The organism is Maribacter sp. PR66 (assembly GCF_028464205.1).
Lineage (GTDB): Bacteria > Bacteroidota > Bacteroidia > Flavobacteriales > Flavobacteriaceae > Maribacter > Maribacter flavus.
In genome coordinates, this window is the sequence record NZ_JAQPCH010000002.1 from 367,121 (window position 1) to 388,173 (window position 21,053).

General features: G+C 42.7%; 16 protein-coding genes. 10 read left to right on the forward strand and 6 right to left on the reverse strand.

All coding sequences use genetic code 11. The features are described from left to right. The first annotated feature begins 60 nt into the window (after positions 1 to 60). Complete coding sequence (locus PP181_RS06530; protein ID WP_272636437.1) at positions 61 to 642, forward strand: hypothetical protein; 582 nt, start codon at positions 61 to 63, stop codon at positions 640 to 642. Here PP181_RS06530 and PP181_RS06535 read toward each other — a convergent pair. From PP181_RS06535 to PP181_RS06545, 3 genes are all read right to left on the reverse strand, one after another. Further along, complete coding sequence (locus PP181_RS06535; protein WP_138257423.1) at positions 639 to 1,361, reverse strand: LytR/AlgR family response regulator transcription factor; 723 nt, start codon at positions 1,359 to 1,361, stop codon at positions 639 to 641. The genes PP181_RS06530 and PP181_RS06535 overlap by 4 nt on opposite strands. 87 nt (positions 1,362 to 1,448) lie before the next feature. After that, positions 1,449 to 2,519 (reverse strand): sensor histidine kinase, encoded by a 1,071-nt coding sequence (locus PP181_RS06540; protein WP_272636438.1) that lies wholly within the window; start codon positions 2,517 to 2,519, stop codon positions 1,449 to 1,451. Positions 2,520 to 2,534: 15 nt separating this feature from the next. Then, positions 2,535 to 3,131 (reverse strand): hypothetical protein, encoded by a 597-nt coding sequence (locus PP181_RS06545; protein ID WP_272636439.1) that lies wholly within the window; start codon positions 3,129 to 3,131, stop codon positions 2,535 to 2,537. A gap of 194 nt (positions 3,132 to 3,325) precedes the next feature. Between PP181_RS06545 and PP181_RS06550 the strand changes: the two genes are divergently transcribed. The 4 genes from PP181_RS06550 (at position 3,326) to PP181_RS06565 (ending at position 9,309) form a co-directional block, all read left to right on the forward strand. Then, on the forward strand, positions 3,326 to 5,725 hold the full coding sequence (locus PP181_RS06550; protein ID WP_272636440.1) for a TonB-dependent receptor domain-containing protein: 2,400 nt from the start codon (positions 3,326 to 3,328) through the stop codon (positions 5,723 to 5,725). Positions 5,726 to 5,791: 66 nt separating this feature from the next. Beyond that, positions 5,792 to 6,328: a hypothetical protein gene (locus tag PP181_RS06555; protein ID WP_272636441.1), complete on the forward strand. Its 537-nt coding sequence runs from the start codon at positions 5,792 to 5,794 to the stop codon at positions 6,326 to 6,328. A 110-nt stretch (positions 6,329 to 6,438) separates the two neighbouring features. Beyond that, positions 6,439 to 8,238: a translational GTPase TypA gene (gene typA, locus PP181_RS06560; protein ID WP_272636442.1), complete on the forward strand. Its 1,800-nt coding sequence runs from the start codon at positions 6,439 to 6,441 to the stop codon at positions 8,236 to 8,238. Positions 8,239 to 8,520: 282 nt separating this feature from the next. After that, positions 8,521 to 9,309: an SDR family NAD(P)-dependent oxidoreductase gene (locus PP181_RS06565; RefSeq protein ID WP_272636443.1), complete on the forward strand. Its 789-nt coding sequence runs from the start codon at positions 8,521 to 8,523 to the stop codon at positions 9,307 to 9,309. A 20-nt stretch (positions 9,310 to 9,329) separates the two neighbouring features. Here the strand turns inward: PP181_RS06565 and ppgK are convergent, their stop codons facing one another. Both ppgK and PP181_RS06575 read right to left on the reverse strand, forming a co-directional pair. Beyond that, positions 9,330 to 10,079 (reverse strand): polyphosphate--glucose phosphotransferase, encoded by a 750-nt coding sequence (gene ppgK, locus PP181_RS06570; protein WP_154916965.1) that lies wholly within the window; start codon positions 10,077 to 10,079, stop codon positions 9,330 to 9,332. Positions 10,080 to 10,219: 140 nt separating this feature from the next. Next, on the reverse strand, positions 10,220 to 10,519 hold the full coding sequence (locus PP181_RS06575) for a hypothetical protein (RefSeq protein ID WP_154916964.1): 300 nt from the start codon (positions 10,517 to 10,519) through the stop codon (positions 10,220 to 10,222). Between the two features lie 717 nt (positions 10,520 to 11,236). Between PP181_RS06575 and PP181_RS06580 the strand changes: the two genes are divergently transcribed. The 4 genes from PP181_RS06580 (at position 11,237) to PP181_RS06595 (ending at position 17,170) form a co-directional block, all read left to right on the forward strand. Continuing rightward, complete coding sequence (locus PP181_RS06580) at positions 11,237 to 13,858, forward strand: MGH1-like glycoside hydrolase domain-containing protein (RefSeq protein WP_272636445.1); 2,622 nt, start codon at positions 11,237 to 11,239, stop codon at positions 13,856 to 13,858. Positions 13,859 to 13,981: 123 nt separating this feature from the next. Continuing rightward, a complete protein-coding gene (locus PP181_RS06585) occupies positions 13,982 to 15,043 on the forward strand; it encodes a pyridoxal-phosphate dependent enzyme (protein ID WP_138257432.1) in 1,062 nt (353 codons plus the stop codon). 7 nt (positions 15,044 to 15,050) lie between these two features. Then, positions 15,051 to 16,115 carry a DUF1611 domain-containing protein gene (locus PP181_RS06590; RefSeq protein ID WP_272636446.1) on the forward strand — a complete coding sequence of 355 codons (1,065 nt, stop codon included), beginning with the start codon at positions 15,051 to 15,053 and terminating at the stop codon, positions 16,113 to 16,115. Then, on the forward strand, positions 16,112 to 17,170 hold the full coding sequence (locus PP181_RS06595) for a mandelate racemase/muconate lactonizing enzyme family protein (RefSeq protein ID WP_272636447.1): 1,059 nt from the start codon (positions 16,112 to 16,114) through the stop codon (positions 17,168 to 17,170). The genes PP181_RS06590 and PP181_RS06595 overlap by 4 nt, the downstream gene beginning before the upstream one ends. A gap of 12 nt (positions 17,171 to 17,182) precedes the next feature. On the opposite strand, the gene PP181_RS06600 is transcribed toward PP181_RS06595, so the two are convergent. Beyond that, entirely contained in the window at positions 17,183 to 17,866 is a 684-nt protein-coding gene (locus tag PP181_RS06600; protein ID WP_138257435.1) for a cell division ATP-binding protein FtsE, read from the reverse strand. Positions 17,867 to 18,023: 157 nt separating this feature from the next. Here PP181_RS06600 and PP181_RS06605 point away from each other — a divergent pair, with 157 nt between their 5' ends. Next, entirely contained in the window at positions 18,024 to 21,047 is a 3,024-nt protein-coding gene (locus PP181_RS06605) for a tetratricopeptide repeat protein (protein WP_272636448.1), read from the forward strand. Positions 21,048 to 21,053 lie beyond the last annotated feature (6 nt).

Consider the following 21,053-nt stretch of genomic DNA (forward strand, 5'->3'; position numbering starts at 1 on the left):
AAAGATAGTACTATTCCCTGGTATTGTTTTTAGATTTAAATGCGACAACCATCAATCGAAATGAACAAAATTCTCTTTTTTCTACTCGTTTTAGTAGGGTTAACAGTGCAATCCCAAAGTTATGGGGTCACTGAAAAAGGGTTTGGAATTGTAAACCTGGAACGACATCAATTTAGGTTTGATTTGCTATCTCCTGGAATTTCCTATGAATTGGGGCTTTTTAAAAACGTGAGTGCATCGGGTGGCCTGGGACTGGGATATGCCACGTACGAAGAAGGGTATGCGGTTGGGGTAACCTTACATACCAGGGTTCGATATTACCATAATTTTAATAGACGCATTCGAAACAACAAAAATGTTTCTGGGAACTCCGGGGATTATTTTGGGGCGGCCCGAAGTATATTTTTCTCACAAGGTAGATTGGCGAGCAATATTGAAGGTCCGGACGATTTTAATTTAGGAGTATTTGGTGCGGTATATGGCATTCAACGTACGTATCCCAAGGGTTTTAATTTCAATGTGGAGTTGGGAGCGGGTTATTATAGGGGCGATGGGGTTCCCAATGGTTACGGGCCTTTGGTGAACTTTACTTTTGGTTGGGTCGCTACCAAGCGTAAATCCAGAAAACCGACATTTGATTAAAGCATTATTTTTTTAATAGCATCCATATAGCCTCTACTTACCCTTACCACTTCATTGTTTTCCATGGTGATGTCGTAAGATTTACCATACTTGTGAAGCTCTTTCACTTTGTTCAGGTTGATTAAGGATGATCGGTGTACCCTCAGAAAGGATTTTGGATTCAATTTTTCCTCCAAAGCGGAAATACCGTAATTACTTACTAAAACATCCGAAGCGGTATGTAATTTGGAATAATCGCCATACGCTTCGATCCAGATAATATCGGCAACGGCAATGGTAATAAGTTTATCCTTTTTTTCTACCAATACCCGTTCTGGATAATCGGTTTTATCCATCAATAATGATTGAGTAAGCGAACCGACTTTTTCTGTCGTTTGATTCAATTTTTCAATAGCTTTTGTAAACCGTTCCTTGGTATAGGGTTTGAGCAGATAGTCGATTGCATGTACTTCAAAGGCCTGAAGGGCATACTTATCGTACGCCGTAGAAAAAATAATGTTGGGTATTTCCTCTAAGCGTGTTAAAACCTCAAAACCGGTAAATCCCGGCATCTGAACATCTAAGAAGACCAGATCCGGTTTAAACTCGTTAATTTCCTTCACTGCATCCACCCCGTTATTGACCTCGGAAATGAGAATCAAGTCAGGAAAACCTTCTAAATATTCCTTGATCAATTGGCGTCCCGCTTTTTCGTCATCGGCAATCAGCACCTTTTTCATCTTCTTGTCATTAGTTGTTCTTTGTCGGACAGCTGTAATTTGTCATTAACTATTCGTGAACATTCCATCTTTTTTAGTTTCCGCGTTTTATATGGAAAACAATATTTTCAGTCCTTGTGGTTTATTATCCAGCAATTCCATCTGGGAATTGTACATTTTTTGGAGCCGTAATCGGGTATTGTTGAGGCCGATACCTTTTTCGAATGCTGCTGTCTTTTCTCGTATTCCAATACCCGTATCGGAAATCTCGAATTTTAATTTACCTTCTGTTTTTTTAATGTTGATGGATATGGTTCCTCCATTGATCAAACTGGCCAGTCCGTGTTTGACCGAATTTTCCACTAAGGGCTGCAATAGCATGGGCGGCACCATTTCATCCAACAGGTTTTCGGGTACGTTGATATCAATTTGCAATCGTTCATCAAACCGGGCCTTTTCCAGGTCTAAATATTTTTTTACAAATTCCAGCTCTTCCCGCAAGGGAACCAGCTCGGTTTGGGAGGCCTGCAATTGGTACCGGAAAAGATCGCTCAATTGTGCGATCATCTGTCTTGTTTTTTCATTTTCAGGGGGGAGCGAGGCATTTATCGTATTGAACACATTATAAAGAAAGTGCGGATTTAATTGCGCTTTTATCGCGGCAAGTTCACTTTTCAACGCGGCCTGCCGTAACTCCCCTTCCAATTTGATCTTTCGTTCGTTCTCCCTGAAATACCGGTAGGCAAAGAAACAACCGAATTGTATAAAAAGAAACAAGAGCGGAATGTACCAGTCCCAAATGGCTCCAGAACCTTCCAGATGATTCATTCCCATAGCCTCAACAATCATGTACCTTATTTCCCTTACGAAGTAGGTCACGATGGGCAATAAAAGTAAAACGGTTAAAATCTGCCATTTTCTGGATTTATTTCGGAAAAGATAATACCCAAAAAACCAGATTAAAACCGACGCCAATAATAGGAAGGCATATTGTTGTCCGGAGGCAAACCAAAATCCCCTCAAGTTTGTCCATCCCCAAATTCCTTCTTCTTCATACCACATCCCGTTATACCATAGTACGATACGGTATAGCCAAGCAAAAAAGAAATAGAAAAGAAAAATGGCCAATATTTCCTTTACTGTGGTATTAAAGAATGTAGTCTTGTTTTTCTCGCTCATTTTTAAAAGTTTAATTCACTGGATATCGAAAACGTACCAAAACTCTCCATCGTATGGGTCAAAACTTGCTTTCAGAAGACCATCCGGTGTTTGTACAAGATACTGATTTGTAACCTCAATTTCTTCACTATTAAGCCAAGCCCTAACCACCCCATCCTCATATTTGAATACCAATCCGTTGTTGAATACGGCCAGAAGATTATAACTTTTTGGATTTACTTTCGAAAGCTTAATTTCTTTTCGCTCCAAACCCGGCTTATCTTCATGTTTATCGTACCAAACAATTTGAGAACCGTTTTTAAAATTTTGGGTCCAGTTGCGGCGCTCCGTGGGCAATATGAAAATTTCCAGTTTTCCACCTTCACTTTTAATGATTTCTGGGGATGATTTCCAAAATGTTTTTATGGATAGGGTATAATCGCCTTCCAGGGTCACGGCTTCGTCCTTTCCTAGTATTTGTTGGCTGCCGCTTTCATTTATCAACGTAAATTCAGCACTCTCGGGATAATTGTACGTGGTGTTCTCATTTTTGACTACGACCGCAAAATAATCTTGGGCAGTTACATATTTGCCAATAAGTAAGGCTATAATATACAATAAGACTTTCAGCATGAGTTCCAATTTAGGATTCGACCATAAATGTAAACCGGTACTGACACTATTTAAAATACTTTCAGACGAGCTGTCCTATACGCGGATGAATTGCCCAGGGTCCATTTAACGCTACACGGGTCTATTCATCAGTTTTTCCTTGAACTGAGGGAATCAAAGCCTGAATTTTGGATCAAATCAAAAAACGAACGATCATGAGACTTTTTTTCACACTTATGCTATGGACAACCTTTGGATTTGGATATGCACAATCCATAACAGGGAAAGTACTTTCACAGGAACAAGAAGCTATTCCCTATGCCACGGTTACGTTAAATCAACTACAAGATTCTAGTCTGGTAAAGGCTGTTATTACCAATGAACAGGGTTTTTTCGAAATCAAGGATGCATTCAGTGGAACTTACATTCTCAACATTTCCAATATCGGGTTTGTTGGTTATAGTAAGACAATCTTGGTTAATGATACTTCGTTGGACTTAGGCGTCATTATTTTGGAGGCAGCTACGGAAAATTTGGACGAGGTTACGGTCGTTGCCGAAAAACCGATGGTTCAGGTATTGGCCGATAAAACGGTATTCAACGTGGAAAAAACCATAAATGTTACCGGTACCAGTGCGTTTGAACTACTTCGTAAGGCACCTGGGGTTGTAATAGACAATAACGGTGGTCTTATTGTGGAAGGTAAAGCGGGCGTTCAAATTTTTATAGATAACCGGCCATCGGTCCTACAAGGCCAAGACCTGACCAATTATTTGGAAAGCCTGCAATCTACCGATATCGAGGCCATAGAAATCATTACCCAACCCTCGTCCAAATACGATGCTGCCGGTAACGCGGGTATCATCAATATCAAACTCAAGAAGGACAAAAGCCTGGGAATCAATGGTTCCGTAACTTCTGGAATTACTATTGGGGATTTTGCCCGCTACAATTCCAGTATCAATTTTAATTCGAGAGGAAAAAGGGGAAACCTTTATGGGACCTACAGTAACAGGTATGGAAAGAGTAGTAATTTTTTAAACCTTTTACGTACACAGTCCGGTACACAATTCAACGCGCGTACCAATAGTATTTACGACCAAAATAGCAATAACGTGAAACTGGGATATGATTTCTACGCCAACCAAAAAAGTACTATCGGAGCCATTTTTAACGGGAATTTCAACAACGGGTTTGGCAATAATAACTCCAGAACGCCCATTCGACCGGTCGCTAATACGGCAAATGATAGTGTGTTGGTTTCCAATAACCGAACCACCAATACAACCTATAATATCAATGCTAATTTAAATTATAAATATGCGGATACCCTTGGGCATACCCTGAATATGGATTTTGATTATGGGCGGTATTCGAGTGACCGGACAGCCTTGCAACCCAACGTTTATTTTAATGGGGATGAGACCCAGGTTATTCGGGAAAATGCTACAAGCCAGAATACCCCCACCGATATTGCAATTATCACGTACAAGGCAGATTATGAACAGGATTTGTTCAAGGGGAAACTAGGTCTGGGCTTTAAGTTTTCGTACGTAAATACGGCTAATACTTTTGATTTTTTCAATCAGATCAATGGCGAATTTGTTTTGAACACCATGCAAAGCAACCAGTTTGATTACACTGAAAAAATAAATGCCGCCTACATCAATTATAATTATAAATGGGAGAAGTGGAACCTGCAAATGGGGCTTCGGGCGGAGAATACAGTTTCAGATGGCAATCTGGTCAGCAATCAACAAAATGGGGATAGCCGGGTGGAACGCAGCTATACCAATTTCTTTCCTTCTGGGGGATTGACCTTTCAACTGAACCAAAAAAATCAACTGGCACTTATCTACAGCAAGCGCATACAACGGCCTAACTATCAATCCCTAAATCCGTTCGAATATGTAATAGACGAGCTTTCCTTTAGCAAAGGAAATCCTTTTTTACAACCTCAGTATACGGACAATATTAAGTTTTCACATACCTATAACTATCGTCTAACGACCTCTTTGAGCTATAGTTACGTTTCGGACTTTTTTGCCCAAGTGACCGTGGCGGAAGGCGAGAGCCGTAACTTTCTTACCACTAGGAATGTGGCGGACCAGGAAATCGTTAATTTGGGAATCTCTTACCCAAAACAAGTGAAGGAATGGTGGAACATTTATTTTAGCCTCAATGCCTACGTGAGCAATTACAAGGCCAATAGTCCGGAGTTTTTGCCGGTGAAACAGGAAACCTTGAGTATATACGCCCAAAATACGTTTAACTTACCCAGGAAGTACACGTTGGAGGTTTCCGGCTGGTACAGTTCGCCCAGTGTTTGGGGAGGCACATACCGGACCAGTGCCTTAGGTTCTTTGAATTTGGCTTTCCAAAAGAGATATTTTAAAGAAAAACTTACGGCAAGGTTGGCCTTTAATGATATTCTATATACGGTTCCCTGGCGGGGAACCACACAATTTGGAGACTTATTTATTGAGGGTAGCGGGGGTAGCGACAGTAGGCAAGTAGCTTTTAGTCTAACCTATGACTTTGGCCGGGATGAGATTAAAAAAGCCCGAAATAGAAAAACCGGATTAGAAGATGAAAAAGATAGGATAGGAAATTGAGTTTCTGTGATAATTGGTACGAGATTTGCTATGCTAAAATGATTCAATTTAACTCAAAATCTATCCATGAAAAACAGTCTTTTTGTTTGTCTTTTTTTTTTTTTTTCACTTTCAGCCCAGTCCAACAAAAATGTTGAGAATGGACTTGTTAAGGTAAATGTATTTATCCCGGGGGCTTCATATGAGCTAGGAGTAAGCCAAAGTTCCACCTTAAATTTTGATGTTGCCTTGATTCCTGGTGGCCGATATAATTCCTTTTCGGGAAGCCAGTTGGGGATTCTTCCAGGGGCCCAAGTGGAATATAGATATTATCACAATATGGGAAGAAGGATTTCTAGGTCAAAGAATATATCAGGTAACAGTGGAAATTATGTTGCTGCGGTGAATCAATTTTATTTGGGTAATTCAATTATTGGAAACTTACGGATGGATAGTTCATTCTACAACATAGTCGCTCTTAGCTATGGTATTCAAAGGACAAAACTTAAAGGATTTTATTGGGGGATCTCCTTTGGACCAGGAGTTGGTTTTAGTCAGTTGGATACACAACCTACATTATTTGTAGATGCCAAACTTGGCTGGGTTATTTCCAAAAGGAAATAATGATATAAATCTCTTTCAAAACCCCTTAAAATCAATAAGATAAAAATAACATTTGTTTGGTCGGAGGTACGGAAATTAAGACTATCTTTGCGCGCTTAAAATAAGGCCTTATGTCCAAGACAAAAAATATTGCGATCATCGCACACGTAGACCATGGTAAAACCACGTTGGTTGACAAAATTATGTACCACTGTAGTTTGTTCCGTGAGAATGAAAATGCGGGGGATTTGATTCTTGACAACAACGATTTGGAAAGGGAGCGCGGTATAACCATTGTATCCAAGAATGTATCCGTTGTCTATAAGGACACAAAAATAAATATCATCGATACCCCGGGACACGCGGATTTTGGTGGAGAAGTTGAGCGGGTGTTGAACATGGCCGATGGTGTTTTGCTATTGGTGGATGCCTTTGAGGGACCCATGCCGCAGACCCGTTTCGTACTTCAAAAAGCCATTGATCTTGGTTTGAAACCTTGTGTGGTCATCAATAAGGTAGATAAGGAAAACTGTACCCCTGAGGAGGTACATGAAAAGGTATTTGACCTAATGTTCGAGTTGGGCGCGGAGGAATGGCAGTTGGATTTTCCAACGGTTTACGGTTCTGCCAAGCAGAATTGGATGAGCGATGATTGGAAGAACCAGACCAATACTATTGAACCCTTATTGGATATGGTCATCGAACATGTACCTTCTTTTGAACCCAAGGAAGGCAACACACAGATGTTGATAACATCCCTGGATTTCTCTTCTTTTACAGGTCGTATCGCCATTGGAAGATTGCAACGAGGTACATTGAAGGAGGGTCAGCCTATTTCTCTTGTGAAAAGAAACGGGACCATCGTCAAATCCAAGATCAAGGAATTGTTCACTTTTGAAGGCTTGGGCCGTAAAAAAGTACAATCGGTTGAAGCAGGAGATATATGTGCCCTGGTTGGTGTAGAAGGCTTTGAAATAGGGGATACCGTGGCCGATTTTGAAAATCCGGAAGGTTTGAAGACCATTGCCATTGACGAGCCAACCATGAGTATGTTGTTCACTATTAACGACAGTCCGTTTTTTGGAAAGGACGGTAAGTTCGTTACTTCCCGCCATATCAAGGAACGTTTGGAGCGAGAATTGGAAAAAAACCTGGCACTTCGTGTAAACGAGACCGATAGTGCCGACAAGTTTTTGGTCTTTGGCCGTGGGGTACTTCATTTATCCGTACTGATAGAGACCATGAGAAGGGAAGGTTATGAACTTCAAATTGGCCAACCACAAGTAATCATTAAGGAAATAAACGGCGTGAAATGTGAGCCCATCGAGCATCTGACCATCGATTTGCCCGAGGATGTTTCGGGGAAGGCCGTTGAAATGGTTTCCATCAGAAAAGGGGAGATGACCAGTATGGAGGCAAAGGGCGACAGAATGGTCTGTGAGTTCCAAATTCCTTCTAGGGGCATCATCGGACTTAGAAATCAATTGCTAACGGCAACCGCCGGTGAGGCCATTATGGCACATAGATTTTTGGAGTACCAACCCATGAAAGGCGACATACCACAGCGCCAGAACGGTTCCTTGGTTTCCATGGAAACCGGCAAGGCGATTCCATATTCTATTGACAAATTACAGGAGCGTGGTAAATTCTTTGTGGATCCTGGAGAGGATATCTATGAAGGACAGGTAATTGGCGAGAATTCCCGAGGGGACGATATGACCGTGAATATTACCAAGACAAAAAAACTTTCCAATGTACGTTCCTCCGGTGCAGATGATAAGGCACGGATCGTACCTGCCATCAAATTTTCCTTGGAAGAAGCCTTGGAATATATACAAAAGGACGAATATGTTGAGGTAACGCCGAAGCACCTTAGGTTACGAAAAATATACTTAACGGAAAACGACCGAAAACGAAATAAAATAGCATAAAATCAAGCCCTGATTTTTCAGGGCTTTTTTTAGTTCTTGTCGGTTTGTGAAAATTACTTTGTTTAGTTCTGGATAGGTCGGTTTTGGGTCATAAACAGCCTTTGTCAAACTGTTAATTTTTTAATAGCTTTTTTCTTTTTCCCAAATAGAACGTGGGTAAAAAATAACGTTTTCGTAATAATTTCTTCAAGCCCTATTTTCTTTAAGGCGACCACGTTTTTTTTTCTAATTTGAAGTCCCATAACAACTTGGGCTAACCTTCAAAAACTCATAGGGACTAACATGCAATTAAAAGGAAAACGGGTACTCATAACAGGGGGTACAAGGGGTATCGGTAGATGTATGGTGCAAGAAATGATCGATGGCGGCGTAACGCACCTAGCCATCATTGCAAGGGACAAGAAAAAGCTAAAGGAATTGTCAGAGGCATATCCTGAGGTCAAATTCATGAGGATTTCCGGCGATGTCGCAAATATTGATGTCCTTAGGGAGGCAGCGGCCCGTATCGAGGATAAATGGGGGTATCTGGATATCTTGATAAATAATGCAGGCATCGTTTCGGCGGGGCCTTTGGAAGAATTGCCCGATGAGGAAATCTACGATCAGGTGGCAGTCAACCAAACTGCCATTTTATTATTGACAAAATACTGCGTGCCTTTATTGAAATCGTCTGAGGAAGGGGCCATTCTCAATATTTCATCTGGATTGGGCCTCATAGGGATGCCGTTTTATGCAGTGTATGGCAGTACCAAGGCAGCAGTTAAACAGTTTTCAGATTCCATGCGAAGGGAATTGGCTCCGTATAATGTTTCCGTTACGTGCTCCTTTCCTACGGCCACGGCTACGGATATGATGCAGAAGTTTGATGGAAGGGAAATGGATTCCCCGGAGTTTGTGGCCAAAAGATCCATCGAAGGCCTGCTGAACAAAGAATTACATGTGATTTTTGGCGGGGAACAGCGAATAAAGGATAGCGAGGTCAACTTTATGGAGCCCAAAAAATTAGATGCCAAAGTTGCCGAAACCTACGAAGATTTTAAAGCGTCCAGTGAAGGCCATAAGGCTTTGTAGTATGGAAAGCAATTAAAAAATTAAACCTTGGGAGCCTTGTGGAGACTCGCCACGGCCGCACCTATAATTCCGGCATGGTTTTGCAGTTCTGCAGGTATGACGGGGGTTTCAATTTTAATTTTTTTCTTGAACTGTTTAAAGTCCTTTGAAGCGCCCCCTCCTAGAATGATAAGGTCGGGCGAAATAATCAGTTCCACATACTCCAAAAAAGTATTGAATCTTTTTCCCCATTTTTTATAGGAAAGCTCCTCACGCTCCATGGCGCTCCCCGCGGCCCATAGTTCTATTTTCTCGTATTTTTTATAAGGTATTTGGCCAAGCTCAAAATTGGGAATCAGTTCCCCGTTATAAAAGGCCCCGCTCCCCAGTCCCGTACCAATGGTAATCATTACGACCAGTCCTTCCTTACCTCTTCCTACACCATAGTTCATCGTGGCATATCCAGCGGCATCGGCATCGTTTATTACGGTAAAATCCAAGCCCGTTTTTTTTTCCAATAGCTCTTCTACATTGACGCCTAACCAGCTTGGATCTAAATTTCCGGGCGATTTACAAACACCCTTTTTGATGATGGTAGGAAACCCGCAGCCCACTTTACCGGAGTAGTCGAAATGCTGCACGATTTCTGCAATAACGTTAGACATGGCTTCTGGCGTTCGTGGTTTTGGTGTGGGAATACGGAACCTTTCGGTCAGCATTTCACCACTTTCAGAATCCACCAATGCGCCTTTGATTCCAGAGCCGCCTACATCAATACCAAGTAAAGTCATTACGAAAATTTAAAAGAGACCACAAAGAAACAAAAAAGATTCCTTTCCCTGAATTTTCCGCCCTACTACCTTGTTTTTAGGGAAATTGTAAAACAAAAAAAGGACCGAGGTCCTTTTTCCAAGAGTTTCGGGAATATGGGTTATTCAATTAATTTCAGGGCGATAATGGTGTTGTATTCCATTTCATCGTCCTCCCCCATTTCCAAGGTAAAGGTGATATTGAACAATTTTCCGATTAGCGCTTCGTCCATAAGGTCAAAAGCTTCAGATGCCTCATCGGTAATGTCATGAAATTCATAGATTTCTCCCTCATCGCCCATAAAAAAATAAACTCCGTCCTCATGTCTGTCATAAGTACCGTTTACCTTTACGGTGTCCTGAGGAATACTTCCGTAAAATGTGGTCGCGAACATAGCGAACGCGATAAAAAGTGTTTTCATTTTGTATGTTTTTTCTGTTTTTTAATTCTTGTCTTGATTCTATTCCTGCGATGGACAGGATTGGAAACCGACACAAATGAACTCATTTTTTTTGAATGTTCATTATTTTTTCAGTTTTTTCAAATCAAGTTTTTTAAAAATGTAATGTACTGTAAAACAATTAGTTGTTATTTAGTTTATTTTACTTTAGAAAGTATTGGTATTAGAATTTATCATTATCCTTTAATTATGGGGCGTTAGAGCTGGAAATAGAGGGTCGGTTCAAAATGCTTTCTTTTTCGGATTCTTTCTTTTAAATACGTTGCTTAGACAATTTTTTATTAAAAGCCGGTTAATACAACATCCATAAAGCAAGGCCGATATCTTTTGACCTCAAATTAACTTGTGGTTTTGGTAAATTATAATGGATTGTAAGATCAACAAAATAAAAGTCGGCCTACAATAATAGCAATACTTCAATAGTTGTATGCACGTTTAATAGTTGAACAAATAAATTTTATTTTTAACACTTTTATGGGCATCGCCTCTGGGTGTAATACCTAGTGGGCTGCCAACAATTGTTCAGGTGGTTTTGCTACTAAGTTGAAAGTATATTTTTTCCGAACATCTAATGGGCTGGCCCCTAGGTTGTTCGACCTCAAACTGGAAGGGCAGGAAACATTTAAAAATAGGAGGTTTGCCAATGTTGTTCCATTTGATAATAAAGAATTCAGATTTATGACCAAAAAAAATGCCGAGCAGCAACGTCTTGCCGTTGGGGACAATTACAAGAATTGGAAACGATGGGGACCTTATCTGGCGGATCGCCAGTGGGGTACGGTTCGTGAGGATTACAGCGTAAACGGACAGGCATGGAATTTTGTAGATCATGACAAAGCCCGTAGCAATGCCTACAGATGGGGCGAGGAAGGCATCGGCGGATTCTGCGATTCCAGGGAAATCCTCTGTTTGGCACCGGCGTTTTGGAACGGAAAGGATGCGATACTCAAGGAACGACTCTTCGGTCTCACCAATGGTGAAGGAAATCATGGAGAGGATGTAAAGGAGCTGTACTTTCATCAAGTGTCAACCCCAACACATTCCTATAATAAATTCTTGTACAAATATCCTCAAAAAAAGTTCCCATATTCCGATTTGGTAAAGAAAAATAGGGCCAGAAGCAGGGAAGAAGCGGAGTATGAGATTCTGGACACCAAGGCCTTTAGGAACAATACCTACTTTGATTGCTTTATTGAATATGCCAAGGCAGATGTGGGCGATATCCTAATGAAGGTTACCGTAGTGAACAGGGCATCCAAAAAGGCATCCATCCATGTTTTGCCACATTTGTGGTTCCGTAATTTTTGGAAGCACAACAAGCGGTTTGAAAGACCTAGCATGAAGGCTATTTCGGAAGATTGCGTAATGTCCAGAAGCGTCAGGAACGGCCGTTATTATCTGTACCATGAAAAGGGAAATCAGCTTTTTTGCGATAATGAGACCAACAACAAGCGCATTTATAACGTGGACAACGAGGTTCCCTATGTAAAGGATGGCATTAACAACCACGTTGTAAACGGCATGGATACCGTAAATCCGGATAAAACAGGTTCCAAGTTTGCTGTTTGGCATAAATTGACCTTACGGGCCGGTGAGGAAAAAACGGTTAGGATTCGATTGAGCAAAGGAAAATTGGACGACCCATGGTCTGGATTCGATGCTATTTTCCAAAACCGGATGCAGGAATGCGATGAATTTTACAACGATATTCTTACCGATAGGAATTTGCCCAAGGAACATCGGGAAATCGTAGAGAAGGCATTTTCTGGCTTGTTATGGACCAAGCAGTTCTATTATTACGATGTTTATAAATGGCTTTTTGGCGGTCCTGGCGAACCAAAACCTTACAGGGAAAGCCCCCGAAATTTCAGTTGGCAGCATTTGACCAACAGACATGTCATTTCCATGCCCGATAAATGGGAGTACCCGTGGTACGCTGTATGGGACTTGGCCTTTCACATGGCCTCTTTCGTTGAGATTGACCCATATTTTGCCAAGGAACAGCTTATATTGATGTTACGCGAAAGTTACATGCACCCAAATGGGCAGATACCCGCTTATGAATGGAATTTTAGCGATGTGAATCCGCCCGTACATTCTTGGGCCGTTTGGAACGTCTACGAAAAGGACAAACAAAAGACCGGCACTGGCGATATCCATTTTTTGGAAAAGGCCTTTCAGAAGTTGTTGATCAATTTCACTTGGTGGGTCAATCAAAAGGATAAAAGCGGAACGGACCTTTTCGAGGGCGGTTTTTTGGGCCTGGACAACATTGGTGTCTTTGACCGCAACCACATGCCACCGGGAATTACCAGAATGCAGCAAGCCGATGCGACCAGCTGGATGGCCATGTTCACCCTGAACATGCTGCGAATGAGCTTGGAGCTTTCCAAAAGCAACAAATCCTATGAAGACCTGGTTGCCAAGTTCTTTAGGCATTTTTTGAATATTGCCTGGGCCATGCACCACATCGGTAAAAAGGATATTTCCCTTTGGGACGATGAGGATAACTTTTACTATGACGTAGTGGAGATGGATAGCGGTATGACCAATCGGCTGAAAGTCAGGTCACTGGTGGGTATAATTCCATTGTTCGCAGTTGAGATCATCCACAAGGACCTTTTTGAGGAACTTAAGGAATTTAGGCGAAGGGCCGCGGATATCGTTAGGACTAGGCCAGATTTGGCATCCCTTATCTCCAATATTGAGGAAACAAATGCCGATGGCAATTACCTGTTCTCCATCATGCGCGGATTTCGTCTGGAGCGTTTGTTGAGGCGTATGTTGGATGAGGATGAATTTTTATCGGATTATGGCATTAGGTCCCTTTCAAAATACCATGAGGAACATCCGTTCGTATTCAAACATCACGGGCATCATCAAATTCAGTATGAATCCGGGGAAAGCCGCTCCAACATGTTTGGCGGTAATTCCAACTGGCGCGGACCAATATGGTTGCCGCTGAATTATATGATCATACAATCCCTACGGAAATACTATCTATTTTACGGAGACACCTATCAGTATGAATTTCCATTCGGTTCCGGTAGGAAGCTCAATTTGAAGCAAATTGCCAATGAACTGAGCAAAAGGCTATTGAAGCTCTTTGAACGCAATGAGGACGGAAAGTTCCAATATCATTCAGACGATGAAAACAAGTTCTTTACCAATGACCCTCATTTTAGGGACCATCATTTGTTCTATGAGTTTTTTGATGGCGACCATGGAAAAGGCTTGGGAGCGTCACACCAAACAGGATGGACGGCATTGATCGCCAATTTAATTTTGGAGATGGATTAGGTTCCTTGGTTTTTTAAACCGGTACTGGTATAGAGGTAGATGGATATTTTTAAAAAATCATCTTTTTGGGGCAATTCGATCTTCGATTTTGGATTATATTCATTCCAATTATTTAGATAAGAGATGGATCTGAAGGATGGCGTAAAAACCTCGGAAAATAAAGTTTCATCAGAGGCTCGTAAATTGAGTGCCTTTGTTCGTGACCGTTCCAAATCGCTCGTAGATCGATTGGAGTGTTATGAGGATATAATCAGTCTGGAGATAGGGGATACGGGGCTCAGCAGGGCAAAAACCTTGGAGCGGGAGTTTGACCTTAGGCAACTTTACATCAAATATGAGGGCGATAATCCAACGGGAACCCAAAAGGATCGGATAGCCTTTGCGCAGTTGTACGATGCCCTCAGAAGGGAATATGATACCGTCTCCTTGGCCACCTGTGGCAATTACGGCGTTGCCGTGGCCCTTGCGGCGAATTTGGCCGGGGTACGCTGTAAAATATACATTCCGGAAACCTATCATACCGATCGCATCACGGAGATGGAGCAGCTGAATGCGGAAATCATCAGATTGCCGGGAAGTTATGAGGACGTGGTTATGGAAAGTTCCAAACTTGCCGAAAAGAACGACTGGTACGATGCCAATCCTGGAGGTTCTAATACGCCTTTGCAAATTACCGCGTATTCACAATTGGCCTTGGAAATTTTTGAGGATTTGGGTGACGCTCCCAAATATTGCGCGGTTCCCGTATCGAATGGAACGCTGATTGCGGGTATTTTCAGGGGCTTTGTAACGTTATATAAACGAGGGAAGACTTCTAGGATTCCCAAAATGATAGCGGCTTCCTCTGCCAATAAAAACCCCATAGTGTATTCATTTTTACAAGGAATGGATCATTGTAAAGATTTAAAACCGGATATGATAAAGGAAACCAAACTCAACGAACCTTTGATAAATTGGCATAGCTTTGACGGTGAAGAGGCACTTTATGCCATAAAGGAGTCCAACGGAGAGGCTTTTAACATAAGTGATAAGAAATTGCGTGATATGACTACCCTTTTGAACAAAAAGGAGGGGTACAAGGTTCTACCTGCCGCGACCGCCGGATTGATAGCCCTATTGGAACTTAATGAAAGAATGAATTTTGATGCGGACCGTTTTGTGGCCGTACTCACTGCAAAAAACTGATTTTGATATGAAGAGAATAATAGATGGAAAGGCCTTGGTTTATTGCCAGGGCGCCTTTAATACGCCAAATGGAAAAACGGCACACGGATTGGTGAGGTTTACGGAACGCTATGAGATTTTAGGGGTGCTGGATTCTAATTATGCCGGGCAGGATGCTGGACACGTGTTGGATGGCAGACCTAACGGAATACCCATTTTTAGGGATTTGCAGGAAGCCATTGCAAATCTGGATGTTACTCCGGAATATTTGGTGGTTGGATTGGCCCCGGATGGTGGCCGATTACCAGTAGAGGCGAAAGGAAGTATAAAATTGGCCCTGGAGCAAGGGATGAACGTCGATAGTGGTCTGCACGATTTTTTAACAAATGATGCCGAGTTGGTTGCGCTTGCCAAAGAAAAGAATGTAACCATTCGGGATATACGAAAGACCCCGGACAGGGATAAACTGCATTTTTTTACGGGCGATATCGAAAAGGTGGATTGTCTTAAATTGGCCATATTAGGAACGGATTCCGCTTTGGGAAAGAGGACCACCGCTTGGATATTGGTACATGCGCTCCGCGAAGCGGGAAAAAAGGCCGAAATGATCGGAACGGGCCAGACCGCTTGGATGCAGGGGGCCAAATACAGTATGGTCATGGATAGTTGTGTCAATGATTTTGTTTCCGGGGAAATAGAACATGCGGTGGTAAGTGCCTGGAAAAATGAACATCCGGATGTTATAGTCATTGAAGGACAAGGGAGTTTAATGAATCCCGCGTACCCCGGTGGTTTTGAAATTTTGGCAGCCGGCCGGCCGGATTATGTCATTCTGCAACATGCTCCCAAAAGACTGGAGTACGACGGATTTCCAGGATACCGTCTTCATTCCTTGGAAGAGCAGATCAACGCAATACAGGTAATTTCTGGAAGGGAGGTCATTGCCATTACGGTAAACCATGAAGGAATGGAAAAGAATGAAATACCAGAGGTCTGTAAACGTATCACATTGGAAACAAAGTTACCGGCGTTCGATGTATTGGAGTACGGCGCGAAGGAATTGGTAGACTTGGTAAGGGGTAAATTACAATGAAGATTACCAAGGTTAGCTATGAGCGATTGGACCTGGAACTTGCAGTTTCCTATACCATTGCCTACCAAAGGATTGATGCGACCACCAATTTCATACTGAAACTAGAAACCGATGGCAATTGGGTAGGTTATGGATGTTCCGTACCAGATATGGAGGTAACCCATGAAACTCCTGAGGACGTTCAAAATGCCTTGGACTCTATCATAATACCGTACCTAAAAAACAAAGATCCGTTTACCTTCGCCCTAATACTTTCCGAATTACGAACACTTTTAGGTAAAAAATCGAGTTGCCTGGCCATGGTAGATCTTGCACTATATGACTTATTGTCCAAAAAGGCTCAGGTTCCATTGTTCAAGTTTTTGGGAGGCTATAGGTCGAGCATACCCACCAGTATAACCATTGGAATCCTGAATATGGGGGAGACCGTTCGACAGGCCTACGAATATACGGCTATGGGTTTCTCGATCCTAAAAATTAAGGGCGGCTTAAATCTCGAGGAGGATATCGCCAAGATGATCCGCTTACATGAGGCATTCCCCCATGTTAAGTTTAGGTTTGACGGTAATCAGGGGTACACCGTACAGGAGTCCATCGCCTTCGTAAGGGCGACGTCGACCATTGGCATCGAAATTTTTGAGCAACCTACCAAACAGGAATCGGACGAACACTTAGGGGAGGTCACCGGGCAGGTGGACATTCCCGTTATGGCCGATGAAAGCCTAAAAACCTTGACCGATGCTTTTCGGTTGGCGCAGAACGAACGGGTGGATATGGTGAACATCAAACTTCAAAAAGTAGGCGGAATTCTTACCGCCAACCATATCAGTTCTGTTGCAAAGGCGGCCAAATTGGAGACCATGGTAGGATGTATCGATGAATGCGGATTGGGTATTTCGGCCGGACTGCATTTCGCCCTATCAAGACCTAATATTGTATATGCCGATCTGGATGGCCATCTAGACTTGGTGGGGGATCCTTTTAAAAATATTTTTCGGTTGGAAAAGGGCGTTCTTTATCCAACGGAAAGGTATGGATTGGGATATTCGGAATAATTCATGGAAATATTAGACCGCCTTTTGGACCACTTCAAAAACTTTATTCGCGTCGCACTTTATGGTTTTTGACGGATATTTGAGAATCAGTGCATAATCATGGGTCGCCATCAAGATGGTGCGTCCAGATTTGTTTATTTCTTGAAGCACCTTCATTACTTCCACGCTGGTTTGGGGGTCAAGGTTTCCGGTAGGTTCATCCGCCAAAATGAGTTCTGGGTCGTTCAAAAGTGCCCTGGCAATGGCAACGCGCTGCTGTTCCCCGCCCGATAGCTCATGCGGAAACTTGAAGCCTTTGGTCTTCATGCCAACCTTCTCCAAAACCTCCACCACCCGGGCGTCCATTTTGGCCTGGTCCTTCCACCCGGTTGCCTTTAGAACGAACAGCATGTTTTGGTTTATGTTCCGATCCGGCAGGAGCTTAAAGTCCTGAAAAACGATTCCCAGTTTTCTCCGTAGGAAAGGAATATCATTTTCCTTAAGTGTCTTTAAGTTAAAATCCACGATTTTCCCCTCTCCTTTTTGCAAAGGAAGGTCTCCATAAAGGGTTTTCATAAAACTACTTTTGCCACTGCCCGTCTTCCCGATGAGGTATACGAACTCCCCTTTTGCTACATGGATATTTACTTCGCTTAGCACCAGACTTTCCTTTTGGAAAATGGATGCATTCTTTAACTCTAAAACCGTCTCTTCCATAAATGCTCTGTTAATATAAAAGTAATAAGTTCCTTTTGATAACGGCGTACCCTAAAACAAATTCTTTTCTTTTGTAGGCACAACCCACATACTTAGGTACAATATTTGCCGTTATCCTTTGTGATACTTCGGTAATTCAAAATAGTAATAGAACACTATGTTTCATAAAATCACCGCTTTTCTTCCATTGGCCATGGGAGTTATTTGGATGGGAACTGCCCAGGAATCCAAAATCTACACACACGAAAACAAGGACTTTCAAGACGCCTTAACGCTTTATAACAATGAACAGTTTCAGGCGGCCCAAACCATATTCGAAAAAGTAAAATCAACGACCAAGGACGAGGAGATTGCCGCCAATAGTGCCTACTATGAGGCCAATGCTGCGGTTCGATTGAACCAGCCCGGCGCGGACCGAATGATGGAGGAGTTCGTTGAAAACTATCCAACATCCACCAAAACAAATTCCGCCTATGCAGATGTAGCGGAATACTATTTTGATACGGGAAAGTATCCATATGCCCTTAAATGGTACAACAGGGTAGATCAAAGCGCCTTGTCGCGGGGCGAAATGGACAAATTCAACTTTAACTACGGATATTCACTCTTTTCCTCAAGTAAGCCAAAGGAAGCGGAGCGCTATTTGGAAAAGGTGACCACGTCCCCGGTATATGGTTCCCAAGCCAAATATTATTTGGGATACATTTCCTATCAACAGGACGACTACGAGGCCGCCAATGAGCGCTTCGACCAGATTACGGACCAGAACGTTCTCGAGGAGAAATTGAGTTATTATCAAGCCGATATGAACTTTAAACTTGGTAAGTTCGAGGAAGCGATCGCTTTGGCCAAGAAGCAACTTCCAAAATCGGACAGAACGGAAGTATCGGAACTCAATAAAATCATCGGGGAGAGTTATTTTAACCTCGGTCAATATGAAAATGCCATCCCCTATTTGAAGGAATACAAAGGCAAGCGTGGCAAATGGAACAATACGGATTATTACCAATTGGGATACTGCTATTACAAACAGGGCGACTATGCCAATGCCATTGCCCAGTTCAACAAGATTATTGGCGGTACGAACAGTGTTTCCCAAAATGCCTACTACCATTTGGCGGAGTGCTATTTGAAACAGGACCAAAAACAGGAAGCGTTGAACGCATTTAGGAATGCCTCTCAAATGGATTTTAATCCAGATATAAAGAAGGATGCCTTTCTCAATTATGCGCGATTGAGCTATGAAGTGGGGAATGCCTACGAGCCTGTTCCACAGGTAATAACGAACTATCTGGATGCCTATCCCAACGACGAAAATAAGGAGGAAATGCAGACCCTTTTGGTGGACTCCTTCATTACATCCAAAAATTTTGCGGGGGCGATGGAACTGTTGGAGAGGAACCAAAATTATGCCACCAAGGAAACCTATCAAAAGGTGGCCTACTACCGGGGTCTGGAATTGTACATGGAAGGGGATTACAGTGCGGCATCGGAAGTTTTGGGAAAATCCTTGGGCAGCGCCGTCAATGATTCCTTTAGGGCACGTGCAACGTATTGGAAGGCGGAAGCGGATTATCTGCTAAATCGGTTTGATGCCGCTGCGTTAGGGTTCAGGGAATTCAAACAAAACCCTGCTTCCAGAAATGTAAATGAAGGAAATGACGTGGATTATGATTTGGCTTATGCATATTTTAAACAAAAGGACTACGCCAATGCCATTACCTATTTCAGTGCTTTTACAGATGCCCAAAAGGACGATGTTGAGAAGTTGCATGACGGTTATCTGCGATTGGGCGACAGTTATTTTGCGACCAGCAAATACTGGCCAGCCATAGAGACCTACAACAAGGCCTTGGCCTTGACCGGACCTGAAAAGGATTACGCGGCTTATCAAAAGGCGATGAGCTATGGTTTTGTTAATAGGACAGAAAGTAAAATTGAAAACCTCGAGAATTTCGTGGCACAGTACCCAAGGTCAACATTTAAGGACGACGCCCTGTTTGAACTCGGCAATACCTATGTATCCGCAGGGCAAGAGAGCAAAGGGCTCCAGGCCTATGACCGATTGATCAATGATTTTAGGGGAAGTTCCCTTGTGCCTCAGGCCCTTATGAGACAGGGGCTCGTCTTTTACAATTCCGGAAGGAACAATGAGGCACTGGGCAAGTTCAAAACCGTGGTACGGGATTTTCCCAATACCCAGGAGGCCATTCAGGCAGTTTCCACGGCCAAGTTGGTATATGTGGATTTGGGTAGGGTGGATGAGTACGCCAGTTGGGTAAACGGACTGGATTTTGTGGAAGTAACCGATGCTGAACTGGACAACGCCACTTTTGAATCGGCCCAAAAACAGAATTTGGAGGGCAAGACCGATGCCGCAATTCGCGCCTATAAAAAATATATCCAGGAATTCCCCAACGGACTCCATGCCTTGGACGCAAATTTCAGTTTGGCACAGCTGTATTTTGGTGCCGGGGATAAGGATGCCGCTTTGCCTTATTACAAATATGTGGCCGATAAGACTACCAGCGAATATGCGGAGCAAGCCTTGACTAGGGTCTGCGAGGTATACATCGGAAAAGATGAATATGCTACCGCGCTTCCCTATCTTTTGAAATTGGAGGACCAGGCCAACATCCAACAGAACAGGACCTTTGCCCAGTCCAACTTGATGAAAGGATACTACGAGCAAAAGAACTACCCAAAAACCTTGGAGTATGCGGATAAGGTTTTAGCTACCGCTAGTATTGATGACCGTATCAAAAGCGATGCCCAGATAATGATCGCACGCTCCGCCATAGCTACCGGTAACGAATCCAAGGCAAAATCTGCTTACGCACAAGTGCTGACCATCGCATCCGGGGCAACGGCTGCCGAGGCATTGTACTACGATGCCTATTTCAAGAATCAGGAAGGAGATTATGAATCGTCCAACATCTCCGTGCAGAAATTGGCAAAGGATTACGCCACTTATAAAGAATGGGGCGGAAAAGGGCTGGTCTTGATGGCCAAAAACTTTTACGCTTTGGGCGACTCGTATCAGGCGACCTATATTTTGGACAGTGTGATATCCAATTTTAGTCAATATCCAGAAATTGTTGCCGAAGCCCAAGGAGAATTGGCTATCATAAAATCCAAGGAATCCCAGCGCAATTCTTCCGTAGATCCAAATCAAGAGTAAACCAGC

Coding starts and splice junctions, on each gene's coding strand:
- typA (WP_272636442.1), top strand. CDS start 6,439: ATGTCCAAGACAAAAAATATTGCGATCATCGCACACGTAGACCATGGT.
- PP181_RS06565 (WP_272636443.1), top strand. CDS start 8,521: ATGCAATTAAAAGGAAAACGGGTACTCATAACAGGGGGTACAAGGGGT.
- PP181_RS06550 (WP_272636440.1), top strand. CDS start 3,326: ATGAGACTTTTTTTCACACTTATGCTATGGACAACCTTTGGATTTGGA.
- PP181_RS06545 (WP_272636439.1), bottom strand. CDS start 3,131: ATGCTGAAAGTCTTATTGTATATTATAGCCTTACTTATTGGCAAATAT.
- PP181_RS06535 (WP_138257423.1), bottom strand. CDS start 1,361: ATGAAAAAGGTGCTGATTGCCGATGACGAAAAAGCGGGACGCCAATTG.
- PP181_RS06585 (WP_138257432.1), top strand. CDS start 13,982: ATGGATCTGAAGGATGGCGTAAAAACCTCGGAAAATAAAGTTTCATCA.
- PP181_RS06575 (WP_154916964.1), bottom strand. CDS start 10,519: ATGAAAACACTTTTTATCGCGTTCGCTATGTTCGCGACCACATTTTAC.
- PP181_RS06600 (WP_138257435.1), bottom strand. CDS start 17,866: ATGGAAGAGACGGTTTTAGAGTTAAAGAATGCATCCATTTTCCAAAAG.
- PP181_RS06540 (WP_272636438.1), bottom strand. CDS start 2,519: ATGAGCGAGAAAAACAAGACTACATTCTTTAATACCACAGTAAAGGAA.
- PP181_RS06555 (WP_272636441.1), top strand. CDS start 5,792: ATGAAAAACAGTCTTTTTGTTTGTCTTTTTTTTTTTTTTTCACTTTCA.
- PP181_RS06530 (WP_272636437.1), top strand. CDS start 61: ATGAACAAAATTCTCTTTTTTCTACTCGTTTTAGTAGGGTTAACAGTG.
- PP181_RS06605 (WP_272636448.1), top strand. CDS start 18,024: ATGTTTCATAAAATCACCGCTTTTCTTCCATTGGCCATGGGAGTTATT.
- PP181_RS06590 (WP_272636446.1), top strand. CDS start 15,051: ATGAAGAGAATAATAGATGGAAAGGCCTTGGTTTATTGCCAGGGCGCC.
- PP181_RS06595 (WP_272636447.1), top strand. CDS start 16,112: ATGAAGATTACCAAGGTTAGCTATGAGCGATTGGACCTGGAACTTGCA.
- ppgK (WP_154916965.1), bottom strand. CDS start 10,079: ATGACTTTACTTGGTATTGATGTAGGCGGCTCTGGAATCAAAGGCGCA.
- PP181_RS06580 (WP_272636445.1), top strand. CDS start 11,237: ATGACCAAAAAAAATGCCGAGCAGCAACGTCTTGCCGTTGGGGACAAT.